The following is a 21,436-nucleotide window of genomic DNA, read 5'->3' as shown; positions in this document are numbered from 1 at the left end:
GATCTTTTTTTCGCCGCCGTCAGCGCGTTACGCTGTCTGGCGGCGGTTTTTTATATTAAGGAAAATCATGTGTTGAAATACGCCCCTATCGTTATCTCTCTCGCCAGCGCTCTGCTACCCGGTCATGCCAGCGCGGCAACCACCACAGACACCAGCGACTCACGCGCCCGTACGGTGATTACCACCGATGGTGAAGTCGATGATATGAACTCATTAATTCGCGCGTTTTTATACGCCAACGATATGGATATTGCCGGTATCGTGCTGACCAGTTCGGTTTATCACTACGCTGGTGATGCCGAAAAAGGGATTAAGCCCTACCGCTGGACGGGAACGCAATGGGTCTACAACTATATTGCGGATTACGGCAAGGTCTATGACAACCTGAAAGCGCACGACCCGCGTTACCCCACGCCTGAATACCTGCGTTCCATTACCAAAATCGGCAATATCAGCAATAAGGGCGATATAGCACAGGAGACCGACGGTTCGCGCTTTCTCGAAAAGCTGTTCCTCGATAACGATAGCCGCACGCTGTATGTGCAGACCTGGGGCGGCACCAACACCACCGCACGGGCGTTACAATCCATTGAGGAGCGCTATAAAAACAGCGCCGAATGGCCCGCTATTCAGCAAAAAATTAATCGCAAGCTGGTGCTGTATATTATTCTCGACCAGGACAACAGCTATAACGATTACATCGCAACGCACTGGCCGAATTTAAAAACCATTAACGACCGCAGCAACTTTTGGCATTTTGCCTATGCCTGGAAATATCACAGCGATGAGCTCAATAGCCGCCTGAAGGGAGACTGGAGCTATCATCATCTGGTCAACAATAAAGGGCCGCTGATGGCCAACTACGCCTTAATGGGCGATGGCAAAATGATTGCCGGTGAACTGTATGACGAACAGCGCGGCACCGATGATTACCTGCGCAAAAATCCGCAATATCAGAAATATGATTTTATTTCCGAGGGGGATTCGCCTTCCTTTTTATATCTTATCGACAACGGTCTTCGCAGCCGAGAAAATCCGGCCTATGGCGGTTGGGGCGGGCGATTTGGACCCGCCCAGGACAACCGCGATATCAATAACGTGCTGGACTACAACATCTACACCCAGCGATATGAAGCGCAATATAGCCTGAGCCGCTGGTTTGACGATATGCAAAATGACTTCGCCGCCAGAGTGAACTGGTCCACGACCCGTGACGATTCGGCGGTGAACCATCCGCCGAAGGTGTCAATCAAAGAGGGGCTGAATATTCGCGCCCGCCCAGGTAGAACCGTTAACCTGACGGCACAGGCCAGCGACCCGGACGGCAATGCCCTCAGCTATCACTGGTGGCGCTATTTCGAAGCGGATACTTATCAGGACAGCAAACCGACTACGCAGCCGGTTGTCGATAATTCACTGGGCATGCAACTGGATATCACCCGAACGCCGGATAAGACAGAGAAAATAAATACCATTGTCCTTCAGCGTGCTGACACGCCCAACATGTCGTTCGTCGTGCCGCAGGATGCTAAAACCGGTGACACACTCCACATGGTAGTGACCGTACGCGACAACGGAAAACCGGTGTTAACCCGTTATCAGCGCGTGATTATCACGGTTGAATAAATCGCGCGGTGAGGGTCAGATTGCTGACTATCGCCCATGATGCCGGGTGGTGCCACTCGTAGCCCGGTCGAGCGAACGCGACGCCGGGAATGGGTTCTGAGCCGCCCCGGGGTCGGCATAATTGCCTCGCCCGGGCTACCAACCAACTATCAGGCAAACAGCCCACGGTTAATTCAGTGAAGGTTGCTCAACCGCCTCTGGTTGCGCGCTTTTCAGCTTAAACATCATCAACAGCCCCAGGCTGATAGCATGGAAGAGTACCGGGACGCCCGCAATCAGCAACATAATCGCGCGCATCGCTTCCGGGGTAACCGCCTCGCCCGCTTTGTAGCCGCTGGCGGCCAGCACAAAACCCACCAGACCACCGGCCAACGCCAGACCCACCTTCATGGAAAACAGCGTGCCTGCGGCAATCGCGCCGGACATTTTAATCCCGGATTTCTCTTCGCAGTAATCCGCACAGTCAGACGGCAGCGCCCAGGCGGTAATGGCCCCCAGTTCGGCCAGCAGTACCGACACCACCAGCAGCACGCAGGCCAGCGAGATCTGCTGCGGGTCAACGAAATAGAGCCCCAGCGCCGCCAGACCGCCACCGACCTGCGCCACTTTCAGCGTGCCCAGTTTTGATAATACGCCACGTTTAATCAGCTGAATGGCAATCATCGGCGCGATAATCCCAGCAATCGCCGTGGCCGACAGCAGCCCGGAAACAAAGCTGTCGCCGCGATTGAGGAAATACTTCACGAAATAAATCGTCACGCTGCCTTTAATCACAAACGCAATCGAACTGGTGATTTTAAACAGGTAGAAAATCACCACCGGTTTAGCTTTCAGCATAATGCCAATCTGTTTGGTAAACGGCACGCTGCTGCTTTGCTGCGAAACCTGATAGCGCTCTTTGGTCCCCCAGAAACACAGCAGCATAAAAGCGGTGGCCAGGATGGCAATAAAACTCATGGCCACCATATACGCCTGCGCTTCATTGGTTTTGCCATACCAGGCGACAAACATCGGCACGACGGTGGAGCAAATTAAAAACGCCATCTTCGCCAGCGGGAAACGCCATGAGTTCGCGCTCAGGCGATCCATCGGGTCTGACGTCAGCGAGGTCAATAGCGCCACATACGGCACCACGGTTGAGGCATACATCAGAATCAAAAACAAATAGGTGGCGCAGGCATAGGCCAGTTTCCCGGTCGGGGAAAAGTCTGGCGCCAGAAACACCAGCAGGCAGGAAATACCATAAGGTACCGCCAGGTAGAGCAGGAACGGGCGATACGAGCCGTGTTTTGAACGCGTGCGGTCAGCGATATTACCAATAAAGGGGTCGTAAAACGCATCGACCAGACGAGCAACGATAAACAATACGCCCATCGCCGCCGCGGAGATCCCCAGTACGTCCGTATAAAAATAGGGTAAGAACATCATGGTCATACCCAGGAAGATATTCGCGGACGAATCGCCCAGCCCGTAGCATATCTTTTCCTTGATCGTCAGTTTGTGTTGCTGATTCATGGTCCACTCCTCTACTTGAATAAATATTCAGTAATAAATTAATATTCAAAAAGCGTAAACCTGAGAAATTAGCGCGGCAAGAGGAGAAATCACACACTGTTACCCGTATCACATAACGCCGGGATTTCAGATCATCCTCAGACAGTGAGGATTAGGAAAATCTCAAAAAACGAGTAATTGTGATCTTTTACGCAAAAATCGCAGCGAACCATAGAATGTTAACGGTAACCTCACTACTGTAAAAGAATAAATAATCATACAAGAATATATATTCAAACCAGTAAGGAGACGCCCCATGTCTAACCGCGAAGTGAACCAGTGGCAGCGATTTGAGTATCGCGAAACGGTCAGTGCCGAGCCGCATCATTTTACCGATAGCTGGCTAACAGGCACCTTTACCCACGGCGATGATACCCGCACGGTATATGGGTTTTATAACGATAACGGTGAGTTTATCCTGCGCTTTATGCCGGATAAGCCGGGATGCTGGAGCTATACGCTGGCCTCAAATATTCCCGCGCTACAGGGCCAACAGGGGGAGTTCCTCTGCATTGCCGCGCCGCAGGAGAAAGGCCCGGTCATCCGCGACGGTGACGGACATTTCCAGCACGCGAACGGTACGCCGTGGTACCCGTTTGGCACGACGGCCTATGTCTGGAACTATCAAAGCGATACCGTGCAGGCCGACACCTATGCCTCGCTGGCGGCCAGTCCGTTCAATAAAATCCGCATGTGCGTGTTCCCCAAACACTACCGCTATAACCTGGCCGAGCCGGAACACTTCCCTTTCCCCGGCAATATTGACGAAGGCTTCGACTACAGCCGCTTTGACGTGACCTTCTTTGCCCGCCTGGAATCGCAAATCGCCACGCTGGATAAAATGGGCATTGAGGTCGATCTGATTATTTTCCACCCGTATGACCGCTGGGGATTTTCGTCGATGCCCGCCGAGGTGGACCGCCGCTATATTCGTTACCTGGTGGCGCGACTGGCGTCGTTTAAAAATATCTGGTGGTCGCTGGCCAACGAATTTGATCTGCTGAAAGCCAAGACCCTGGCATTCTGGGACGAGGCGATCGCACAGATCCACCGTGAAGACCCGTCAGGGCATTTAATCTCGATTCATAACTGGCACAACCCGCCGATTCACTACCGCTCTAACGCGCACTGGTACGATCATCACAACCCGGCGCTGAGCCATGCCAGCATTCAGCATCACGATATGCACTTTGTCCCGGAATGGCGGGAAGCGTTTAAAAAGCCCATCGTCATCGATGAATGCTGTTATGAAGGCAATGTCGACCTTGGCTGGGGCAATATTACCGCACAGAAAATGGTCGCTCAGTTCTGGCATGGCGTCTGTCTTGGCGGCTACGTGACCCACGGCGAAACTTTCCTCAGCGACGATGACATTATCTGGTGGTCGCACGGCGGGAAGCTGAAGGGGGAAAGCGTGGCGAGAATTGCGTTTCTACGCCAGTTACTGGAAGAAGGCAGCGCGAAACGCCTGACCCCGCAGCCATGGGGTAGCCACTGGGACACCTCAATGGGCCTGAGCGGTGACGACTACGGCTTGTTCTACTTCGGCGACTACTGCCCGGCGTTTAAGATGATGACCATGCTGGCAGAAAATAGCCGCTGGCAGGTGGATATTATCGATACCTGGGCCATGACCATCACGCCAGTAGAGGGGCTCATTCAGCGCGGCGACCGTCTGGAATTGCCGGGTAAACCGTGGATAGCGCTGCGCCTGCAGCGGGTATAAGTTACACCAGCAGCTCAGTGATCCCATCGGAACTGAGCTGCACCAGCCCCTTCACCCCGTAGTAATAGCCGGTTTTGTAATGGCGAATGCGGATTTCGCTAATATGTCTGTCCGGGCTGTCGTTCAGCATTCCCTGCGTCAGCGGCAATATTTCATCGCCATAGTCTTCAAACAGTTCACCCGTGACAATCACATTTTTAATGTTGTGAATGGGCGCCGTGCAGCAAATCGCGAAGTACAGCGCTTTGGCGGTAGACTCCAGCGTGGCGGGCTTATTGCCCTCCTCGACGTTGAACGCCTGTTCAATGCCGCCTTCATACGGCAAATGGACAATCTCCGGGTAGAAGCCGTTCTCGCCTAACCCGGTTTCGCCGTTCATGCAGTAGCCGTATCCCAGGCTACCGAACCCCGGCATAAACGCCACCCAGGACATGCCCGGCGACAGTTTTGCCAGCATATGGCTGGTGCAATGGGCGATGTTAAAAATCTGCGCCGCGATGCCGATAGCATCCTCAACTTCGCGTTTAAGATTGACGTTATTTTCGTTGAACAGCGGGCAATAGCGGACAATGCCGGTGAAATGTTCAATCCCGCCCTGCAAGGCAATGCTGATCACTTTGACGCGCGACAGCAAAACCTGCGCCGACTCGCAAAGCGTTTTGGCGCAATCGACCACAATTTTTACCAGCGCCTGCGGCGTCATCAGTTCGGCCAGCGCGCAGTCATAGTTCGCCAGCACCGGCTGCTGCGTGTTGTAGTCGTTTAGCGTGGCCTGCAAATTGCCTTTGCGCAGCATGATGTTGATGCTAAACCAGGTGTGGGTTTTCACCGCCAGCATCTGTTGTGGACGACCAAAAGTGACATCCTTCACCTCTCGTTCTTCGATGAGCCGGTCGGCTAACAGCTGAGAGGTCAGTTTGGTGATGTAGGCTTTGGTGACGCCGAGTCGACGGGTCATCTCCGCCCGCGACTCGTTTTCACTGTGCAGAATATTGAGGATCTGCTTTTTATAATCCATGATGTTAGGCCCCGGTGCACTATTGAACGTCCTGGCGCCGGTATCATAACATCCTGGCCGCAGATTACCTGCCCTTCTCTTTACGCCGTAGCAGCAGCACCCAATCACTTCCGGTATCCGGCGGGTCGATGCTCAGGAAAAAGGTTTCCGAAATATCATCACTCACCCGGTTCAGAATGCCGTAACGCGGGTCGAACCAGCTTATCTCAAACCCGGTGTCGGCAAAGGCGCTAACGTCCACCACCACGTTTTGCTGTTCCGGAATATAGACCGCAATCCACCGATGTTGCGCGTCGCGCATCGCGCGGCAGTGACGGCGGTCACGCGGATTGTCACCGAGCAGCAGCGCCTGATCCGGCACCCGCTGCCACCACTCGGGCAGCGATTCAATAAAGCGGCGCAGTTGGCCAATATTAAACGCCCCAGGGTAGTTCAGGACATCGAACCAGTAAGGAATAGTATCCCCTTGATAGGTGCTGGCGGCGCTTTCCGGAATCGCGATAGCGTCATCTTCCGGGCGACGCATCTGCCACAGGCTATAGCAGCCGTAGGTAATCCCCGCGCCGCCAGCAAAGACCGACCAGTAGCTGGTGCGACGAATTTCGCGGTCGGTAAAACGGCTGGCATCCTGCGCCCGCTTAAACTGATGCTGACACATTACCGGATGCGCCTCGTAGCAAGGCTCGCTGTCGAGAACCGGTTTATCCTGACGCTGGTAGTCCATTTCAATCGGCCGCCACGAAGGATAGGCCTGCCCCATATGTCCGGTTTGCCAGACCACAAAGTCATGCCACGACCGCTCGCCCAGCATATCGAGCGTGCTACGTCCTCCCTGAGTGTGGACGGTGATCGGCGCATCGCCGCTGCCGCCCGCCCGTAGCCCTTTCGCCATTTCCTCCAGCAGTTGACGTTGGTCTTCACCGGCAATCGCGCGGTCGCCGCCAATCATCCACAGCAGGCCCATACCCTGCATTTTGTCGCTCAGATAGCGGCAGAATGCGGCAATATTTTGCTGGTTAAACAGCGGCTTTCGGTCCTGCCCCCAGCTATTGTTGACGCTCCAGTGGGAGCCCCACATCGGCACCAGCGCAATCACGATGCCTAACTGGTTCGCCCGCTCGGTGACCAGACGGATATGGTCGAAATAGGCGTCGTTTGGCTCCAGCGTCAGCAGGTCATGAAAAGGCAGATGTCCGCCTTCATAGGTGGGCGTATGCAGCCCGTCCAGTTCGCAGACCGCGACCGCCTGCACCACGTTAAAGCCTTTCTCCACGCGGTTACGTAAGTAGCGTTCCGCTTCTGACAGCGTCAATTTATGGAACAGTTCCCACGCGGTACAGGCCGTATAGAAAAAGGGTTGATTGTCTTCGTCGTAGCAGCTTCGGCCATTAATGCGCAGTTTTTTCATTACCAACTCCTGGTGATAAAGATGGGGTGTCCTGAACAAAGGCCTGGCAGGTTTTTTCATCCAGTCTGTAGCGCGAGAAGATAAACGCGGCGATAAACATACAGGCGGCAGGTAGCCAGGCGTATAAAAGGGTGAAAGCAGAAAGTTGATGCGACGTGGCGCTGGTCATGGTGTCGGGGTTGTAGCCATACCACGCCAGCACGTAGCCAATAATCGCCCCGCCGATAGCCATACCGGCCTTGGTGGCGAACAGCATCCCGCCGCCGATCATGCCGTTAATGCGCACGCCGTACCGGTGAAAACCGTAGTCAGCCACGTCGGCCACCGTCGCCCAGAGGATCACGGCGATAAGCTCCACCGCCAGCGTTGCCAGCACGAACAGTGCAGCATGGAAATAGACGGCGCTGGTCGGTGTCAGGCCGATAATCAGCGTAATCAGGCCGCCAACAATCTGGCTTATCACCAGCAGCGGAATACGCTTAATCCAGCCTTTTTTCAGCCAGTATCCGGTCAACAGCGGTGCGACGATGCCGGCAATAGATCCGGCGGTTAACAGCAAACTGAGGAACGATCCCGGCATATTGAGTACATATTTCACGAAATACGCGGCCGCGCCGAACTTCAGCGTATTCATAATCATCACCACCAGTTGGGCGGCAAAGACAATCATCGCCTGGTCGTTTTTAAAAACAAACTGCACCTGCGCCTTCAGGCTGAGCGTCTGATCCGCATCCGGCAGCACTCGCTCGGTGGTGTTGAAATAGCACAACAGCACCAGCACGGTAGACAACAGCCCGATACCGCACATCACCACGCGATAGCCCAGCACGTCGTTGTCGAACAGCGCAATTAGCGTCGGCACCAGCAACGAGCAGATCAGATAGGAGACTTTCGCCAGCGGGAAACGAATCGCATTAATCTGGATACGCTCCTCGCTATCGGCGGAAATCGCCCCCAGCAACGAGACGTAAGGCACCACCACCAGGCTAAAGGTCAGCACCAGAATGATATAGGTGACATAGGCATACAGCGTGCGCCCCACTTCACCGAGATCCGGCGAGAAGAACACGGCGGCGCAGCTCAAGCCGTAAGGCAGCGCGAACCACAGTAGCCAGGGGCGATAGCGCCCCAGCCGCGAGCGGGTACGGTCAGATAGCGAGCCGATAACCGGGTCGCTGATGGCGTCAATCAGGCGGGTAATCAAAAACAGCGTCCCCATGGCCGCCGGGTTGAGTTTAAAAACGTCGGTGTAGTAGATGGAGAGAAACATCATCGTCATACCCATAAAGATATTGGCCGATGTATCTCCAAGCCCGTAGCAGAACTTTTCACGAAAGCGTATTGGCGTTGTGGCGAGTGTTTTCATTGTTGTTCACCATCCGGTTTGTCACTGTAGGATTCAGCGATCGCCAACTTAGTAAACTACGGAAACAAAGTTAAGCTGATTTAGTTTCTTTTGTGAACTTAGTCAATAAATAAACACCTCGCGAAAAAGGTGTTTAAAAATTAATATCTATATTTCAATGAAATAGAATCACTCTTTGATCAAAGAGCGAGCGGTCGGGAAATCCGTAATCAACACATCAATATATTCCCCGCGCAGCGCACCGCGAATCGCGTTGCTTTTCTCGACCCCGCCTGCCAGCGCGACAACGTGCGGGCAGGCGCGGGTTTGCTCAAGCTCCATGCCGATTACCGGGTCCTCATCATGGTTGAGAACCGGCTTGCCGTCGGCGTCGTAGTAATGCAGGCAGATATCCCCCACCGCCCCACGTTCGGCCAGCAGTTCGAGCATTTCTTCGTTGTAGTAGTTGCCGGAGTTTTTCAGCAGCTGCGACGGCTCCAGCTCGCCGATGCCGACAATCGCGACGTCCACTTCGGCAAATTTGTTGACCACCGCCTCAACGTCCGGGCTGTTCACCAGCCGCGCGCGCTCTTCCACCGAGTGTTCAATACTTTGCGATGGCAGCAGCCACGCCGGGCAGCCGAGATGGGCGGCCAGCTGTTGGGTAAGAATGGTAGCCTGCACGTTGCCGTTTGGCCCTACCCCGCCCAGCAGTTGGATAACGCCAGCGGCGCGGATATTCTGCGGATGCATTTCATCGACCATGCAGCGAATGGTGCTGCTCCAGGAGGAGATCCCCACCAGGTCTTCCGGGCGCAGGCGCGTTTCGACGTAGTGCGCCGCCGCGCTGCCAATCGCATGTTTGATCTGCCCGCTGCTGGCGTTTTCCCCGACGTCCACCACAATCGCCTGGCGAATGCCGTAGCGTTCTTCAATCGCCTTCTCCAGCTCGACGAAAATATTGGTCGGCTGCACGACGGTGATTTTCACCAGCCCCTCTTTCTGACAACGCGTCAGCGCGCGGGAGACAAAAGATTGCGACAGATGCAGCAACGACGCTATCTCAGACTGTTTTTTGTTTTCGCTGTAGTAAAGTGTGGCAATCTTCACCAGCAATCGCTGTTCATCCTGCTTAGACATGGCATTCCCCTTGATTCTCTGCCTGTTATTTTTATTCATACCTGAATAGATAACAAGCACGCCCTGCACTCGCCTCAAAACGCAAATGTGATCGTTTTCTCCTTTTTTGGAAATTAGCCTACTCAAGTCGTGGACAAACCCCGTTTCAGGGCATATCTTACAATCATGAATAATAAATCAGTAGTGAATATATATTCCAGTCGATGAAAAATGCCTGATTTACCGGCCATCTGGCAGTGACAGGATCATCGATGCTTTTTTTTCACCCGATTGAATATTTATTCAAAGTGGAATTAACATTCAAGAGGTATCCTATGAATCCGTTTTCGCTCTCCATCGAGGCGTTAGAGAAGAAAGCACGGGCCATCCGCCGCCGCATTATCGTGCTTAACGCCGAAAGCCCGGCTGGCGGTCATACCGGGGCGGATCTGTCCCAGGTTGAGCTGCTCACCGCCCTGTACTTCCGCATCCTGAACTGCTCGCCAGAGCTGAAAAATAGCGACGAGCGGGATATCTATATTCAGTCGAAAGGTCACGCGGTAGGCGGCTATTACTGCGTTCTGGCAGAAGCCGGGTTTATTCCAGAAGCCTGGCTTTCTACCTACCAACACGCTGACTCGCACCTTCCTGGCCACCCGGTTCGCCACAAAACGCCGGGAATCGAACTGAACACCGGCGCGCTGGGCCACGGCCTGCCCGTTGCCGTGGGTATTGCGCTGGCGGCTAAACGTGATAACAGCAAACGCCGGGTATTTGTGGTCACCGGCGACGGCGAGCTCGCGGAAGGCAGCAACTGGGAAGCGGCGCTGGTTGCCGCCCACTACCAGCTGGATAATCTTTTTATTATCAACGACAAAAATAGCCTTCAGCTAGCTGGGCCGACGAAAGAGATCCTGAACACCGACCCGCTGGACGAAAAGTGGCGCGCCTTCGGGATGGAGGTGACCGAATGCAACGGCAACGATATGGCTGATGTTGTCGCCACTCTGGAAGGGCTGCAGCCGCACGGAAAGCCGCATGTGGTGATAGCAAAAACCACTAAAGGCGCGGGCGTCTCGTTTATCCAGGGACGATCTGAGTGGCACCACCGGGTACCAAAAGGTGAAGAAATTGAACTGGCGCTGGAGGAACTGAAAGATGAGTAATAGTGAACACCTGGCGACCGTAATGGTAAATGCCTTTATCGATGCCGTTGAGCGCGGTATCGACCTGGTACCGGTGGTGGCTGACTCCACCTCCACCGCCAAAATTGCCCCGTTTATGCAGAAATTTCCCGGGCGACTGGTTAATGTCGGCATTGCCGAACAGACGCTGGTCGGTGCCGCGGCGGGCCTGGCGCTGGGCGGCAAGGTCGCCGTCACCTGTAACGCCGCGCCGTTCTTGATTTCTCGCGCCAACGAGCAAATTAAGGTCGATATTTGCTACAACAACACCAACGTCAAGCTGTTTGGCCTGAACTCCGGCGCCAGCTATGGCCCGCTGGCCAGTACGCACCACAGTATCGACGATATCGCCGTGCTGCGTGGCTTTGGCAACATTGAGATTTACGCGCCATCCAGCCCACAGGAGTGCCGGCAGATTATCGACTACGCGCTGGATCACATCGGCCCGGTCTATATCCGCCTCGACGGCAAAGCGCTGCCGGAACTGCATGACGAAAGCTATCGGTTTACGCCGGGGAAAATTGACGTGCTGCGCCAGGGTAAAGACGTGGCGCTGGTAGCGATGGGGTCGACGGTGCATGAAATCGTGAGCGCTGCCGCTGAGCTGGCGCAAAGAGGTATTGAGGCGACGGTGATCGGTGTACCTTCTATTCGTCCCTGTGATACGGCGCAGCTCCTCTCACTCCTGAAGCCGCACCGGGCGGTGGTCAGCGTTGAAGAACACAATATTAACGGCGGCGTCGGCAGCCTGGTGGCGGAAGTGCTGGCGGAAGCAGGCTGCGCCATTCCGCTGCGTCGGCTGGGAATTGCTGATGGCAAATATGCCCTTGCCGGCGACCGTGCGGCAACGCGCGCTTACCATGAAATTGATACGGCGGGCATCGTCAAACATGCCGTCGCCCTGTACCAGACACACGCCAAACAATAACAACAAAGAACATCTTACTGGAGAATTAGCGATGTCCCGAATTCCACAAACGCTGACGATGGGCGTCATTATTGGCAACCGCGGATTTTTCCCTAGCTACCTGGTCGCGGAAGCCCGCGAGCAGGCCACCGCGCTGTTTGCTCGCCTGGGCATTAACACCATCATGCTGGACGACAGCCAGACCGAGCTGGGCGGCGTCGAAACGCGCCAGGATGCGAAGATTTGCGCCGACCTGTTCCGCGCCCACCGCGATCACATCCACGGTGTCGTGGTGCTGCTGCCTAACTTTGGCGATGAAAAAGCGGTCGCCGAAACCCTGCGCCTCTCCGGCCTCAACGTGCCGGTACTGGTGCAAGCGGAAGAAGATAACCTCGATAAAATGGGGCTGGCGACGCGTCGTGACAGCTTCTGCGGCAAAATCTCCCTGTGCAATAACCTGCGTCAGTACGGCATTCCATTTACTCTGACCACCCAGCACGTCTGCGCGCTGAGCGGCGACGTTTTCGCCAAAGACCTGCAGCGATTTGCGCAGATCTGCCGCGTCGTCAGCAGCATGCGCGGCGTGCGCGTTGGGGCGATCGGCGCGCGTCCAGCGGGCTTTAACACCGTGCGCTACAGCGAAAAGCTGCTGGAAAGACTGGGCATCGCCGTTGAAACCCTCGATCTCTCCGAAGTCTTTACCCGCATTAAGCAACTGCGCGATGACGATATTCGCGTCGATGAAAAACGCCGTCTGCTGCTCGATAACGCCGACGCCAGCCGCATCCCGGCCGATAAGCTGGTGACCATGGCCAAGCTATTTGTCGTTATCAGCGAATGGGTCATCGCCAACGATATCGACACCACCGCCATCCAGTGCTGGACCTCATTACAGGAAAACCTCGGCATTAACGTCTGCTCCATTATGAGCGTGATGTCTGGCCAGCTGATGCCCAGCGCCTGCGAAGTGGATGTGATGGGCGCGCTCTCCATGTATGCGCTGGCCAGCAGCAATCTCAGCCCCGCCTCCATCGCCGACTGGAACAACAACTTCGGTGACGACCGCGATAAGTGCGTGCTGTTCCACTGCGGCAACTTTGCCTCCGCCAGCCTGGAGTCACCGCACATGGGTACCGCCGATATCATCGGTACCACCGTCGGTAAAGAGAACACCTGCGGCGCGGTGCACGGGCGCATGAAGAGCGGCGAGCTGACCTATTTCCGCTTAAGCACCGACGATCTGACCGGCGAGATCAAAGCCTACGTCGGCGAAGGCCGCTCGGTGGACGATCCGCTGGATACCGTCGGCTGCCGCGCGGTGATTCAGGTTCCGCAGCTGGAAAACCTGCTGTCGTGGATCTGCCGCAACGGCTTTGAGCATCACGTGGCGATGAACCACTCCGCCAGCGCGGCGGTGCTGCACGAAGCCTTCACGCGCTATCTTGGGGTTAACACCTACCTGCATCAGTGAGGCGACCGTGGCCAGTAAAGAGGTAATTATTGCCCTTGATGAAGGGACAACCAATGCCAAGGCCGTGGCGCTGGACGCCAGCGGCACAGTGCTGGCATCCCGCTCCCGCGCGCTGAGCATCAACACGCCGCGCGAGGGCTGGGTAGAACAGCCGGCGGAGCTGCTGGTGAGCGCATCGCTGGCGGTTATTGCAGAGGTGATCGAGACGGTAGGCGCGGACAACGTGGCGGCGCTGGCGATCAGCAACCAGCGCGAGACCGCGGTGGGCTGGTACCGCAATAACGGCCGGCCGCTGGGCGCCGCCATTACCTGGCAGTGTTCACGCACCGCCGGGTTCTGCCAGTCTCTCCGGCAACAGGGAAAAGAGGCGCAGATCAAAGCAGTAACCGGTCTCCCGATCGCGCCGCTTTTCTCTGCCTCTAAAATGCGCTGGCTGCTGGAGTCCGTGCCTAACGGCGTCGAACTGGCTGCGGGCGGCGAAATCTGTCTGGGCACCGTCGATAGCTGGCTGCTGTGGAATCTGACCAGCGGCGACGCGTTTTGCTGTGACTATTCCAATGCCGCCCGCACCCAGCTCTTTAATCTGCATACCGCCGATTGGGACGACGAGATGCTAGCGCTATTTGGCATCCCGCGTCAGGCGTTGCCGGAAATTCGCCCTTCCAGCGGGCTGTTTGGCTACACCCGCGAATGCGCGGGTATTCCCGACGGTATTCCGGTGATGGCGATGATCGGCGATTCTCACGCCGCCCTTTTTGCCCATGGGTTAGGCAGCGCAGGCTGCGTGAAGGCCACCTACGGAACCGGCTCTTCGGTGATGGCACCGGTGAATTCAGCGCAGTCCGGCGTCGATGCGCTCGCCACTACCGTGGCCTGGCATGACGGCGAACGGCTGGTATACGGGCTGGAAGGCAATATTCCGCACACCGGCGATGCGGTGGCGTGGATGGTGGAAAGCACCGGTTTAGACCTGCTGCCGCCCGCCGAACTGGCGCAGCAGCTCAGCCAGCTCCCCGCTTCCGTAGACTCCACGCTGGGCGTCTATTTCGTGCCCGCGCTTACCGGGCTGGGCGCGCCGTGGTGGGATGAAAATGCGCGCGGAATGATTCGCGGCCTGAGCCGAGGCGTAAAGCGCGCGCACCTGGTCAGAGCGGCGCTGGAGTCAATCACCTATCAGATTGCGGACGTGGTCATGACCATGCGCCAGCACGATGATTTTGCCTTAACGGCGCTGATGGTTGACGGTGGCCCAACCCGTAACGACTGGCTGATGCAGTACCAGGCCGACCTGCTCGGCTGCCCGGTCATGCGCAGCGACGTGACCGAGCTTTCCGCCATGGGGGCCGCCCTGCTGGCGCGTAAAGCGCAACGCAGCCTGCCTACCGCCGAGCTGCGCCAGTTCCTGCCGGAGCACGTCAGCTTCCAGCCCGATATGGCGCGCCACGGCCGTTTGCAAAAACGCTGGCACGAGTGGCAGTCTGCGGTTGAACTGACCCGGTTACAGAAGAGCTCAAGCTGACCCGGCACCCAGGAGGTGAAGTATCCCTTCACCTCCTGCTTTTATTAGTCATAAATATGACCGACAATCGAAAATAACGAATCAACAACCATCTAAAACCTGATTATCCACATAAAAAATCAATAAACCCGTCACACATCAGTTTTAATCCCTACAAAAACATAGTTTCCTCGCGCAATTACCCCTATCATTTCTTTGATACATTTATACAAGCAATGAAACAATTGCCGGACATTAAGGAATCAAATGAATACGCAAACACGGACACGGAAAGATGTGGCCGAGAGCCGGCTGATGAGCGGCTTTCTCAACGCCATTGAAAGAGCAGGCAACCGCCTGCCGGAACCGGCGCTGATCTTTTTCTATTTTTTACTGGCGGTAATGGGCCTGTCAGCGGTGCTGTCGATGATGACCTTTGACGTCATCAACCCGATGACGCAGGAAGCCGTCAAGGTCAACAACCTGCTCTCCGCCGAAGCGCTGAGCAACACGCTGGCCAATATGGTCACCACCTTCACCGGCTTCGCGCCGCTGGGGATCGTGCTGGTCGCCATGCTCGGCGTGGGCGTGGCGGAAAGCTCCGGTTTTATCAACGTGGCGCTGAAAAAGATGCTGCGCGTGACGCCGAAAAAACTGCTGACGCCGATGCTGATTTTTGTCGCCATGTTCAGCCACGTGGCGGCCGATGCGGGCTACGTGCTGGTGATCCCGCTGGGGGCGATTATCTTTATGTCCGCCGGTCGTCACCCGCTGGTGGGGATTGCCGCCGCGTTTTCCGGCGTTTCCGGCGGGTTTGCCGCCAACATGGTACCGACCGGTAACGACGCGCTGCTACAAGGATTTACCCAGGCAGCGGCCCAGCTGCTGGACAGCAGCTATACCGTCAACACCCTGTGCAACCTGATCTTTGGTATCGCGTCGTCTATCGTCATCACCCTGGTGGGCTGGTGGGTGACCGAGCGCATCGTCGAACCGCGCGTCAGCAAAATGACCATCGACGGCGACTTTAAGCACGATGAAGACATGTCCAACGTCACGCCGCAGGAAAGCCGCGCCTTTAACCGCGCGTCGCTGGTAATGCTGCTGGGCCTCGCCGCGCTGGCCGCCGCCGCCTGGCCGGAAGGTTCAATGCTGCGCGGTAGCGACGGCTCGCTGACCTCTTACAGCGCGCCGATCATGAAATCTATCGTGCCGCTGATTTTCCTGATCTTTATCCTGCCGGGCATCGTGTACGGCTTTGCCGCCAGTACCTTTAAAACCGGTAAAGACGTCATTGGCGCGATGAATGACTCGATGAGCAAAATGGGCTCATACATGGTGATGGCCTTCTTCTGCGCCATGTTTATCAAAGCGTTCAGCGACTCCAACATCGGTACGCTGGTGGCGCTGATGGGCGCGGACGGCCTGAAGGCGCTAGCGCTGCCGGGCCAGGCGACGATTATCGGGATGATTGTCCTGACCGCCGTGGTCAACCTGCTGATTGGCTCCGCGTCGGCGAAGTGGGCGCTGCTGTCGCCAATTATGGTACCAATGCTGATGGCGGTGGGCATTTCGCCGGAGCTGACCCAGGCGGCGTTCCGTATCGGTGACTCCTGCACCAACATCATTACACCGCTGATGGTCTTCTTCCCGCTGATCGTCATCTACTGCCAGCGCTACGTGAAAGGCGCGGGCGTGGGCACGCTGGTCTCGATGATGATGCCGTACTCCATCGCCTTCTTTATTGCCTGGAGCATCCTGCTGCTGGTGTGGTGGGGTCTCGGTCTGCCGCTGGGTATTGCGGCGCCGTATACCTGGAGCCCGAGTTAAGCATCAGGTTCAACGTTACCCCCTCACCCTCTCCCCAATGGGGAGAGGGAACCGCTCGTAGCCCGGACGAGGCTACACGGCTAAATGGGCAAAACGGCCCAGCACATTCTGCAAAATCCCCAACCCTTTCGACACCTGTTCAGCGCTGATGGTACACGGCGGCACCACGTGAATGCGGTTCTCCACCACAAAACTCAGCAGCCCCGCCTCGGTTAACGCGGCTTTGATTTCGGCCATATCCCCTGCCGCCAGCGGCGTTTTCTTCGCCCGGTCGCTCACCAGCTCCAGCGCCTGGAATACGCCACGACCGCGAACCTCGCCCACCAGCGGTGACGATGCTGTCAGCGCTTCAAGCCCCTGGCGCAGCACGCCGTTGCCGACACGCGCCGCGTTCTCCACGATGCCTTCATCCTGCATTGCATCGAGGGTGGCGACAATCGCCGCCATCGCCAGCGGATGGCCGGAGTAGGTTAAGCCACCGGCGAAGAAACGATCGTCAAAATAGTGAGCGATCCGATCGCTGATGATCACCCCGCCTGCCGGGACGTATCCGGCGTTCACCCCTTTAGCGAAGGTGATCAGATCCGGTACGATGCCGTCCTGCTCGAAGGCGAACCAGCTGCCGGTGCGGCCAAAACCGGCCATCACTTCGTCGAGGATAAGGATAATATTGAACTCATCCGCCAGCGCGCGAACGCCTTTCATATACCCCTCCGGCGGCACCAGAATCCCGGCGGTGCCCGGTATCGACTCCAGTAAAATCGCCGCAATCGAGGAGGGGCCTTCGCACTCAATCATTCGTCGCAGATGCGCCAGCGCGCGGCGGCACTCTTCCTGCTCGCTGGTGGCGTTAAATTCGCTGCGGTACAGGTAGGGGTTAAAGAAGTGCACGTGGCCGCGCGAATATTCGTTCGGCACCCGACGCCAGTCGCCGGTGGCGGCAATCGCGCTGCCGGTGTTGCCGTGGTAGGAGCGATAGGCCGACAGCACTTTGTCGCGTCCGGTGTACATGCGCGCCATGCGGATGGCGTTTTCATTGGCATCGGCCCCGGCGTTGGTGAAAAACACTTTGCTAAACCCTTCCGGCGCGAGGCCAATAATGCGTTTCGCCGCCTCGCCGCGCGCCAGGTTAGCGGTCGCCGGGGCGATGGTCACCAGCGACTCCAGCTGCGCCTTCATCGCCGCCAGCACGCGCGGGTGCTGATAGCCAAGGTTGACGTTCACCAGCTGGCTGCTGAAATCCAGATAGGTTTTACCATCGTAATCCCACAGCTCGCAGCCTTTGGCCCCGGCAATCACCAGCGGATTGAGGTTGCCCTGCATCGACCAGGAATGGAAAACGTACTCTCTGTCCAGTTGGCGGACGGTCTGATTATTCAACTCTGTCATCGTCGTTCCTCGCATAGCGTTGGCGTTGATGCATCATGTCGTCGACGGAAAAAAAAGTGATAGAGCCAGTGTAGACCGGCGGCTGTGACAACGTGTCACATCGCCGCGCCGCGACTGTCCCTCGGCAGGCCGCGCCGGGGTTTTTATAGTGGCGAAACAACCTGTACAGGAGAGCACAATGCAAAAACGTAACGTGGTGTTTATTACCGGGGCAACCTCCGGCTTTGGGGAAGCGGCGGCGCACGTGTTCGCGCGCGCGGGCTGGGCGCTGGTGCTCAGCGGCCGTCGACTGGCGCGGTTACAGGCGCTACAGAACGAGCTGGCGTCGCGGGTGCCGGTGCATGTCATCGAACTGGACGTGCGGGATAGCGCGGCGGTGGAAACCGCCGTCGCTGCATTACCGCTCGAATTTGCCGACGTCACCACGCTTATCAATAACGCCGGGCTGGCGCTGGCGCCGCAGCCGGCGCAGAAGGTGGATCTGGCGGACTGGCACACCATGATTGATACCAACGTTACCGGGCTGGTCAACGTGACTCACGCGCTGTTGCCGACGCTGATTCGCCACGGCGCCGGGGCCAGCATTATCAATATCGGTTCGATTGCCGGGCAGTGGCCGTATCCGGGTAGCCACGTGTATGGCGCGAGCAAAGCGTTTGTGAAGCAGTTCAGCTATAACCTGCGCTGCGATCTGTTAGGCACCGGCGTGCGCGTCACCGATCTGGCGCCGGGGATTGCGGAGACGGAATTTACGCTGGTACGCACGAAGGGCGACCAGGCAGCGTCCGACGCGCTGTATCGCGGCACCACGCCGCTGTCGGCGCTGGATATCGCCGAGCAGATGTTCTATATCGCGACGCTGCCGGAACATATGAATATTAACCGCGTGGAGGTGATGCCGGTGCGTCAGGCATGGCAGCCGTTTGCCATTGACCGGGATTAGCGCGGTGCACGTTCCCCCTCACCCTAACCCTCTCCCCAATGGGGAGAGGGGACTGTGCGGTGCGGTTTATCGGCTAGCTGCGGGTTTGCAAGGGCCTGGTTTTCTCCCTCTCCCTTCCAGGGAGAGGGCCGGGGTGAGGGTGCCGCCGCACCGTCCCCCTCATTGATTATGCATAACTCAAAAGGAGCTTTCATGCCGCGTATCTCCCTCTCATGGGTCGTGGTGCTGGGCCTGCTTTGCGCTATCGGCCCACTCTGTACCGATTTTTACCTCCCGGCGCTGCCGGAAATCACCGAGCAGCTCAACGCGACCGGCACGCAAACCCAGCTGTCGCTCACCGCCGCCCTGCTCGGGCTGGGCCTCGGCCAGCTGTTCTTCGGCCCGCTGAGCGACCGCATCGGCCGCCGCAAGCCGCTGGCGCTGTCGCTGCTGCTGTTTATCTTCTCGTCCGCCATGTGCGCCGTCACCCACGATATTCACATGCTGATCGCCTGGCGCTTCCTGCAAGGCTTTGCCGGGGCCGGCGGCTCGGTGCTGTCGCGATCGATCGCCCGCGACCGCTACCAGGGCACCCTGCTCACCCAGTTTTTCGCCCTGCTGATGACCGTCAACGGTATCGCTCCGGTGATCTCACCGGTGATCGGCGGCTACATCATTACCGCCTTTGACTGGCGCATTCTGTTCTGGACGATGGCCGGAATCGGCGTGGTGCTGCTGGTGTTAAGCCTGACGGTGCTGCATGAAACGCTACCGGCGAAAAGCACCGACGCGACGCAGCAAGCAAAAGGCACGCCGGTGCTGAAAAACCGCCGCTTTATGCGCTACTGCCTGATTCAGGCCTTTATGATGGCCGGGCTGTTCTCCTATATCGGCTCCTCATCGTTCGTGATCCAGAGCGAGTACGGCATGAGCGCCATGCAGTTCAGCCTGCTGTTCGGCCTCAACGGGATCGGGCTGATTATCGCCGCGCTGATCTTCTCAAAGCTGGCGCGCCGCGTGGCTGCCGAAACCCTGCTACGCCACGGGCTCTTGCTGGCGGTACTGTGCGCGGGGCTGACGCTGCTGCTGGCCTGGCTACAATGGCCGATTCTGGCGCTGGTCGGCCTGTTCTTTACGGTGTCGTTTATGAGCGGAATTAGCACCGTTTCCGGGGCCGAAGCCATGAGCGCGGTCAGCAGCGCGCAGTCGGGCACCGCCTCGGCGTTGATGGGCACGCTGATGTTCGTCTGCGGCGGCATTGCCGCGCCGCTGGCCGGGCTGGGTGGCGAAACCATGCTCAAAATGAGTCTCGCCATGACCATTTCCTACGCTATCGCGCTGTTTTTCGGCCTGCTTAAGCCGCGCGCCAGCCGCTAAAATTCACTGCGGTAATAAAATATTCCAATATTATTACCGCAGATTTCCCCGCTATACCTACAAATCGCGCATTACCCCACGCGCTTAATCGTGATAACCTTCACATGAATGGAATAATTAATTCCTTATACTGCTCGCCACTGTGAATGATGAGGTTTCCTATGAGTATCGACCTGAGCAAATTGCTGACTGAACGGCGCAACGCCAACAGCGCCAATATTGACACCCTCTCCACCGAAGAGATGCTGACGGTAATTAACAACGAAGATCAGCAGGTTGCTCACGCCATCACGCCGTATATTCCGCAGATTGCGCAGCTGGTTGATAGCGTCGCCAACGCCTTCCGCCACGGCGGCCGCCTGATTTACATCGGCGCGGGCACCTCCGGCCGTCTGGGTATTCTCGACGCCAGCGAATGCCCGCCAACCTTCGGCACCCGCCCGGAACAGGTGGTCGGGCTGATTGCCGGCGGCCACTCCGCCATTCTCAAAGCGGTGGAAAACGTCGAAGACAACGCCGCGCAGGGTGAGGACGATTTGCGGGCGATCGGCTTTAACGAGCACGACGTGCTGGTCGGGATCGCCGCCAGCGGCCGCACGCCGTACGTGCTGGGCGCGATGGCCTATGCCCACCAGCAGAACGCGCTGGTCGCTATCGTCAGCTGTAACCCGCACGGCGAAATGGCGCAGCAGGCCGACATCGCTATTACCCCGGTCGTTGGCCCGGAAGTGGTGACCGGCTCTACCCGCCTGAAGGCCGGTACGGCGCAGAAACTGGTGCTGAACATGATCACCACCGGGGCGATGATTCGCAGCGGTAAGGTCTACAGCAACCTGATGGTCGACGTCGAGGCCACCAACGCCAAGCTGATTGAACGCCAGATCTCCATCGTGATGGAGGCCACCGAATGCGATCGCCCAACGGCTCAGGCCGCGCTGGACGCCTGTGGCCGCCACTGCAAAACCGCCATCGTGATGGTGCTGGCTGACCTTAGCGCTGACGAGGCCAAACAGCTGCTGGCGGACAACAACGGCTTTATCCGCAAGGCGCTGCAACACTAAT

Annotated in this window: 16 protein-coding genes; 10 read left to right on the top strand and 6 right to left on the bottom strand. The window is 57.2% G+C overall.

The window, feature by feature from the left end; all coding sequences use genetic code 11:
* Nucleotides 1-69: 69 nt before the first annotated feature.
* Complete coding sequence (locus ACK5JN_RS17080; RefSeq protein ID WP_416871253.1) at nucleotides 70-1,626, top strand: nucleoside hydrolase-like domain-containing protein; 1,557 nt, start codon at nucleotides 70-72, stop codon at nucleotides 1,624-1,626.
* Between the two features lie 168 nt (nucleotides 1,627-1,794).
* Here ACK5JN_RS17080 and ACK5JN_RS17075 read toward each other — a convergent pair whose 3' ends face one another.
* A complete protein-coding gene (locus tag ACK5JN_RS17075) occupies nucleotides 1,795-3,141 on the bottom strand; it encodes a glycoside-pentoside-hexuronide (GPH):cation symporter (RefSeq protein ID WP_416871252.1) in 1,347 nt (448 codons plus the stop codon).
* Between the two features lie 295 nt (nucleotides 3,142-3,436).
* Here ACK5JN_RS17075 and ACK5JN_RS17070 point away from each other — a divergent pair, with 295 nt between their 5' ends.
* Nucleotides 3,437-4,906, top strand: a complete 1,470-nt coding sequence (locus ACK5JN_RS17070; RefSeq protein WP_416871251.1) for a DUF4038 domain-containing protein — start codon at nucleotides 3,437-3,439, stop codon at nucleotides 4,904-4,906.
* Nucleotide 4,907: 1 nt separating this feature from the next.
* Here ACK5JN_RS17070 and ACK5JN_RS17065 read toward each other — a convergent pair whose 3' ends face one another.
* The 4 genes from ACK5JN_RS17065 to ACK5JN_RS17050 form a co-directional block, all read right to left on the bottom strand.
* On the bottom strand, nucleotides 4,908-5,924 hold the full coding sequence (locus tag ACK5JN_RS17065; protein WP_416871250.1) for a NagC family transcriptional regulator: 1,017 nt from the start codon (nucleotides 5,922-5,924) through the stop codon (nucleotides 4,908-4,910).
* Between the two features lie 64 nt (nucleotides 5,925-5,988).
* A complete protein-coding gene (locus tag ACK5JN_RS17060; protein ID WP_416871249.1) occupies nucleotides 5,989-7,332 on the bottom strand; it encodes a DUF4038 domain-containing protein in 1,344 nt (447 codons plus the stop codon).
* Nucleotides 7,313-8,698: an MFS transporter gene (locus ACK5JN_RS17055; protein WP_416871248.1), complete on the bottom strand. Its 1,386-nt coding sequence runs from the start codon at nucleotides 8,696-8,698 to the stop codon at nucleotides 7,313-7,315. Before ACK5JN_RS17055 ends, ACK5JN_RS17060 begins: the two co-directional genes overlap by 20 nt.
* Before the next feature lie 168 nt (nucleotides 8,699-8,866).
* The gene (locus ACK5JN_RS17050; RefSeq protein ID WP_416871247.1) at nucleotides 8,867-9,817 is read right to left on the bottom strand and encodes a sugar-binding transcriptional regulator; all 951 of its coding nucleotides are present in this window, start codon (nucleotides 9,815-9,817) and stop codon (nucleotides 8,867-8,869) included.
* Nucleotides 9,818-10,131: 314 nt separating this feature from the next.
* Between ACK5JN_RS17050 and ACK5JN_RS17045 the strand changes: the two genes are divergently transcribed.
* From ACK5JN_RS17045 to ACK5JN_RS17025, 5 genes are all read left to right on the top strand, one after another.
* Nucleotides 10,132-10,962 (top strand): transketolase, encoded by an 831-nt coding sequence (locus tag ACK5JN_RS17045; protein ID WP_416871246.1) that lies wholly within the window; start codon nucleotides 10,132-10,134, stop codon nucleotides 10,960-10,962.
* On the top strand, nucleotides 10,955-11,908 hold the full coding sequence (locus ACK5JN_RS17040; RefSeq protein WP_416871245.1) for a transketolase family protein: 954 nt from the start codon (nucleotides 10,955-10,957) through the stop codon (nucleotides 11,906-11,908). Before ACK5JN_RS17045 ends, ACK5JN_RS17040 begins: the two co-directional genes overlap by 8 nt.
* Nucleotides 11,909-11,939: 31 nt before the next feature.
* A complete protein-coding gene (locus ACK5JN_RS17035; RefSeq protein ID WP_416871244.1) occupies nucleotides 11,940-13,358 on the top strand; it encodes an L-fucose/L-arabinose isomerase family protein in 1,419 nt (472 codons plus the stop codon).
* A 7-nt stretch (nucleotides 13,359-13,365) separates the two neighbouring features.
* On the top strand, nucleotides 13,366-14,877 hold the full coding sequence (locus tag ACK5JN_RS17030; protein WP_416871277.1) for an FGGY family carbohydrate kinase: 1,512 nt from the start codon (nucleotides 13,366-13,368) through the stop codon (nucleotides 14,875-14,877).
* A gap of 246 nt (nucleotides 14,878-15,123) precedes the next feature.
* Nucleotides 15,124-16,686, top strand: a complete 1,563-nt coding sequence (locus ACK5JN_RS17025) for an AbgT family transporter (protein WP_416871243.1) — start codon at nucleotides 15,124-15,126, stop codon at nucleotides 16,684-16,686.
* Nucleotides 16,687-16,758: 72 nt separating this feature from the next.
* On the opposite strand, the gene ACK5JN_RS17020 is transcribed toward ACK5JN_RS17025, so the two are convergent.
* A complete protein-coding gene (locus tag ACK5JN_RS17020) occupies nucleotides 16,759-18,075 on the bottom strand; it encodes an aspartate aminotransferase family protein (RefSeq protein WP_416871242.1) in 1,317 nt (438 codons plus the stop codon).
* A 178-nt stretch (nucleotides 18,076-18,253) separates the two neighbouring features.
* Here ACK5JN_RS17020 and ACK5JN_RS17015 point away from each other — a divergent pair, with 178 nt between their 5' ends.
* The 3 genes from ACK5JN_RS17015 to murQ all read left to right on the top strand — a co-directional run bounded on the left by ACK5JN_RS17015 (nucleotide 18,254) and on the right by murQ (nucleotide 21,435).
* Nucleotides 18,254-19,018 carry an SDR family NAD(P)-dependent oxidoreductase gene (locus tag ACK5JN_RS17015; protein ID WP_416871241.1) on the top strand — a complete coding sequence of 255 codons (765 nt, stop codon included), beginning with the start codon at nucleotides 18,254-18,256 and terminating at the stop codon, nucleotides 19,016-19,018.
* 192 nt (nucleotides 19,019-19,210) lie between these two features.
* Nucleotides 19,211-20,374, top strand: a complete 1,164-nt coding sequence (locus ACK5JN_RS17010; RefSeq protein ID WP_416871240.1) for a multidrug effflux MFS transporter — start codon at nucleotides 19,211-19,213, stop codon at nucleotides 20,372-20,374.
* A 161-nt stretch (nucleotides 20,375-20,535) separates the two neighbouring features.
* A complete protein-coding gene (murQ, locus tag ACK5JN_RS17005) occupies nucleotides 20,536-21,435 on the top strand; it encodes an N-acetylmuramic acid 6-phosphate etherase (protein ID WP_416871239.1) in 900 nt (299 codons plus the stop codon).
* Nucleotide 21,436 lies beyond the last annotated feature (1 nt).

The organism is Kluyvera sp. (assembly GCF_047971185.1).
Lineage (GTDB): Bacteria > Pseudomonadota > Gammaproteobacteria > Enterobacterales > Enterobacteriaceae > Kluyvera.
Note: the sequence above shows the minus strand (reverse complement) of the source record. Positions and strands in the feature narration are given on the sequence as shown.

What these genes read in the sequence shown, in the direction of transcription:
- ACK5JN_RS17075 (WP_416871252.1), bottom strand. Translation starts at nt 3,141, where the DNA reads ATGAATCAGCAACACAAACTGACGATCAAGGAAAAGATATGCTACGGG.
- ACK5JN_RS17070 (WP_416871251.1), top strand. Translation starts at nt 3,437, where the DNA reads ATGTCTAACCGCGAAGTGAACCAGTGGCAGCGATTTGAGTATCGCGAA.
- ACK5JN_RS17065 (WP_416871250.1), bottom strand. Translation starts at nt 5,924, where the DNA reads ATGGATTATAAAAAGCAGATCCTCAATATTCTGCACAGTGAAAACGAG.
- ACK5JN_RS17060 (WP_416871249.1), bottom strand. Translation starts at nt 7,332, where the DNA reads ATGAAAAAACTGCGCATTAATGGCCGAAGCTGCTACGACGAAGACAAT.
- ACK5JN_RS17055 (WP_416871248.1), bottom strand. Translation starts at nt 8,698, where the DNA reads ATGAAAACACTCGCCACAACGCCAATACGCTTTCGTGAAAAGTTCTGC.
- ACK5JN_RS17050 (WP_416871247.1), bottom strand. Translation starts at nt 9,817, where the DNA reads ATGTCTAAGCAGGATGAACAGCGATTGCTGGTGAAGATTGCCACACTT.
- ACK5JN_RS17045 (WP_416871246.1), top strand. Translation starts at nt 10,132, where the DNA reads ATGAATCCGTTTTCGCTCTCCATCGAGGCGTTAGAGAAGAAAGCACGG.
- ACK5JN_RS17040 (WP_416871245.1), top strand. Translation starts at nt 10,955, where the DNA reads ATGAGTAATAGTGAACACCTGGCGACCGTAATGGTAAATGCCTTTATC.
- ACK5JN_RS17035 (WP_416871244.1), top strand. Translation starts at nt 11,940, where the DNA reads ATGTCCCGAATTCCACAAACGCTGACGATGGGCGTCATTATTGGCAAC.
- ACK5JN_RS17025 (WP_416871243.1), top strand. Translation starts at nt 15,124, where the DNA reads ATGAATACGCAAACACGGACACGGAAAGATGTGGCCGAGAGCCGGCTG.
- ACK5JN_RS17020 (WP_416871242.1), bottom strand. Translation starts at nt 18,075, where the DNA reads ATGACAGAGTTGAATAATCAGACCGTCCGCCAACTGGACAGAGAGTAC.
- ACK5JN_RS17015 (WP_416871241.1), top strand. Translation starts at nt 18,254, where the DNA reads ATGCAAAAACGTAACGTGGTGTTTATTACCGGGGCAACCTCCGGCTTT.
- ACK5JN_RS17010 (WP_416871240.1), top strand. Translation starts at nt 19,211, where the DNA reads ATGCCGCGTATCTCCCTCTCATGGGTCGTGGTGCTGGGCCTGCTTTGC.
- murQ (WP_416871239.1), top strand. Translation starts at nt 20,536, where the DNA reads ATGAGTATCGACCTGAGCAAATTGCTGACTGAACGGCGCAACGCCAAC.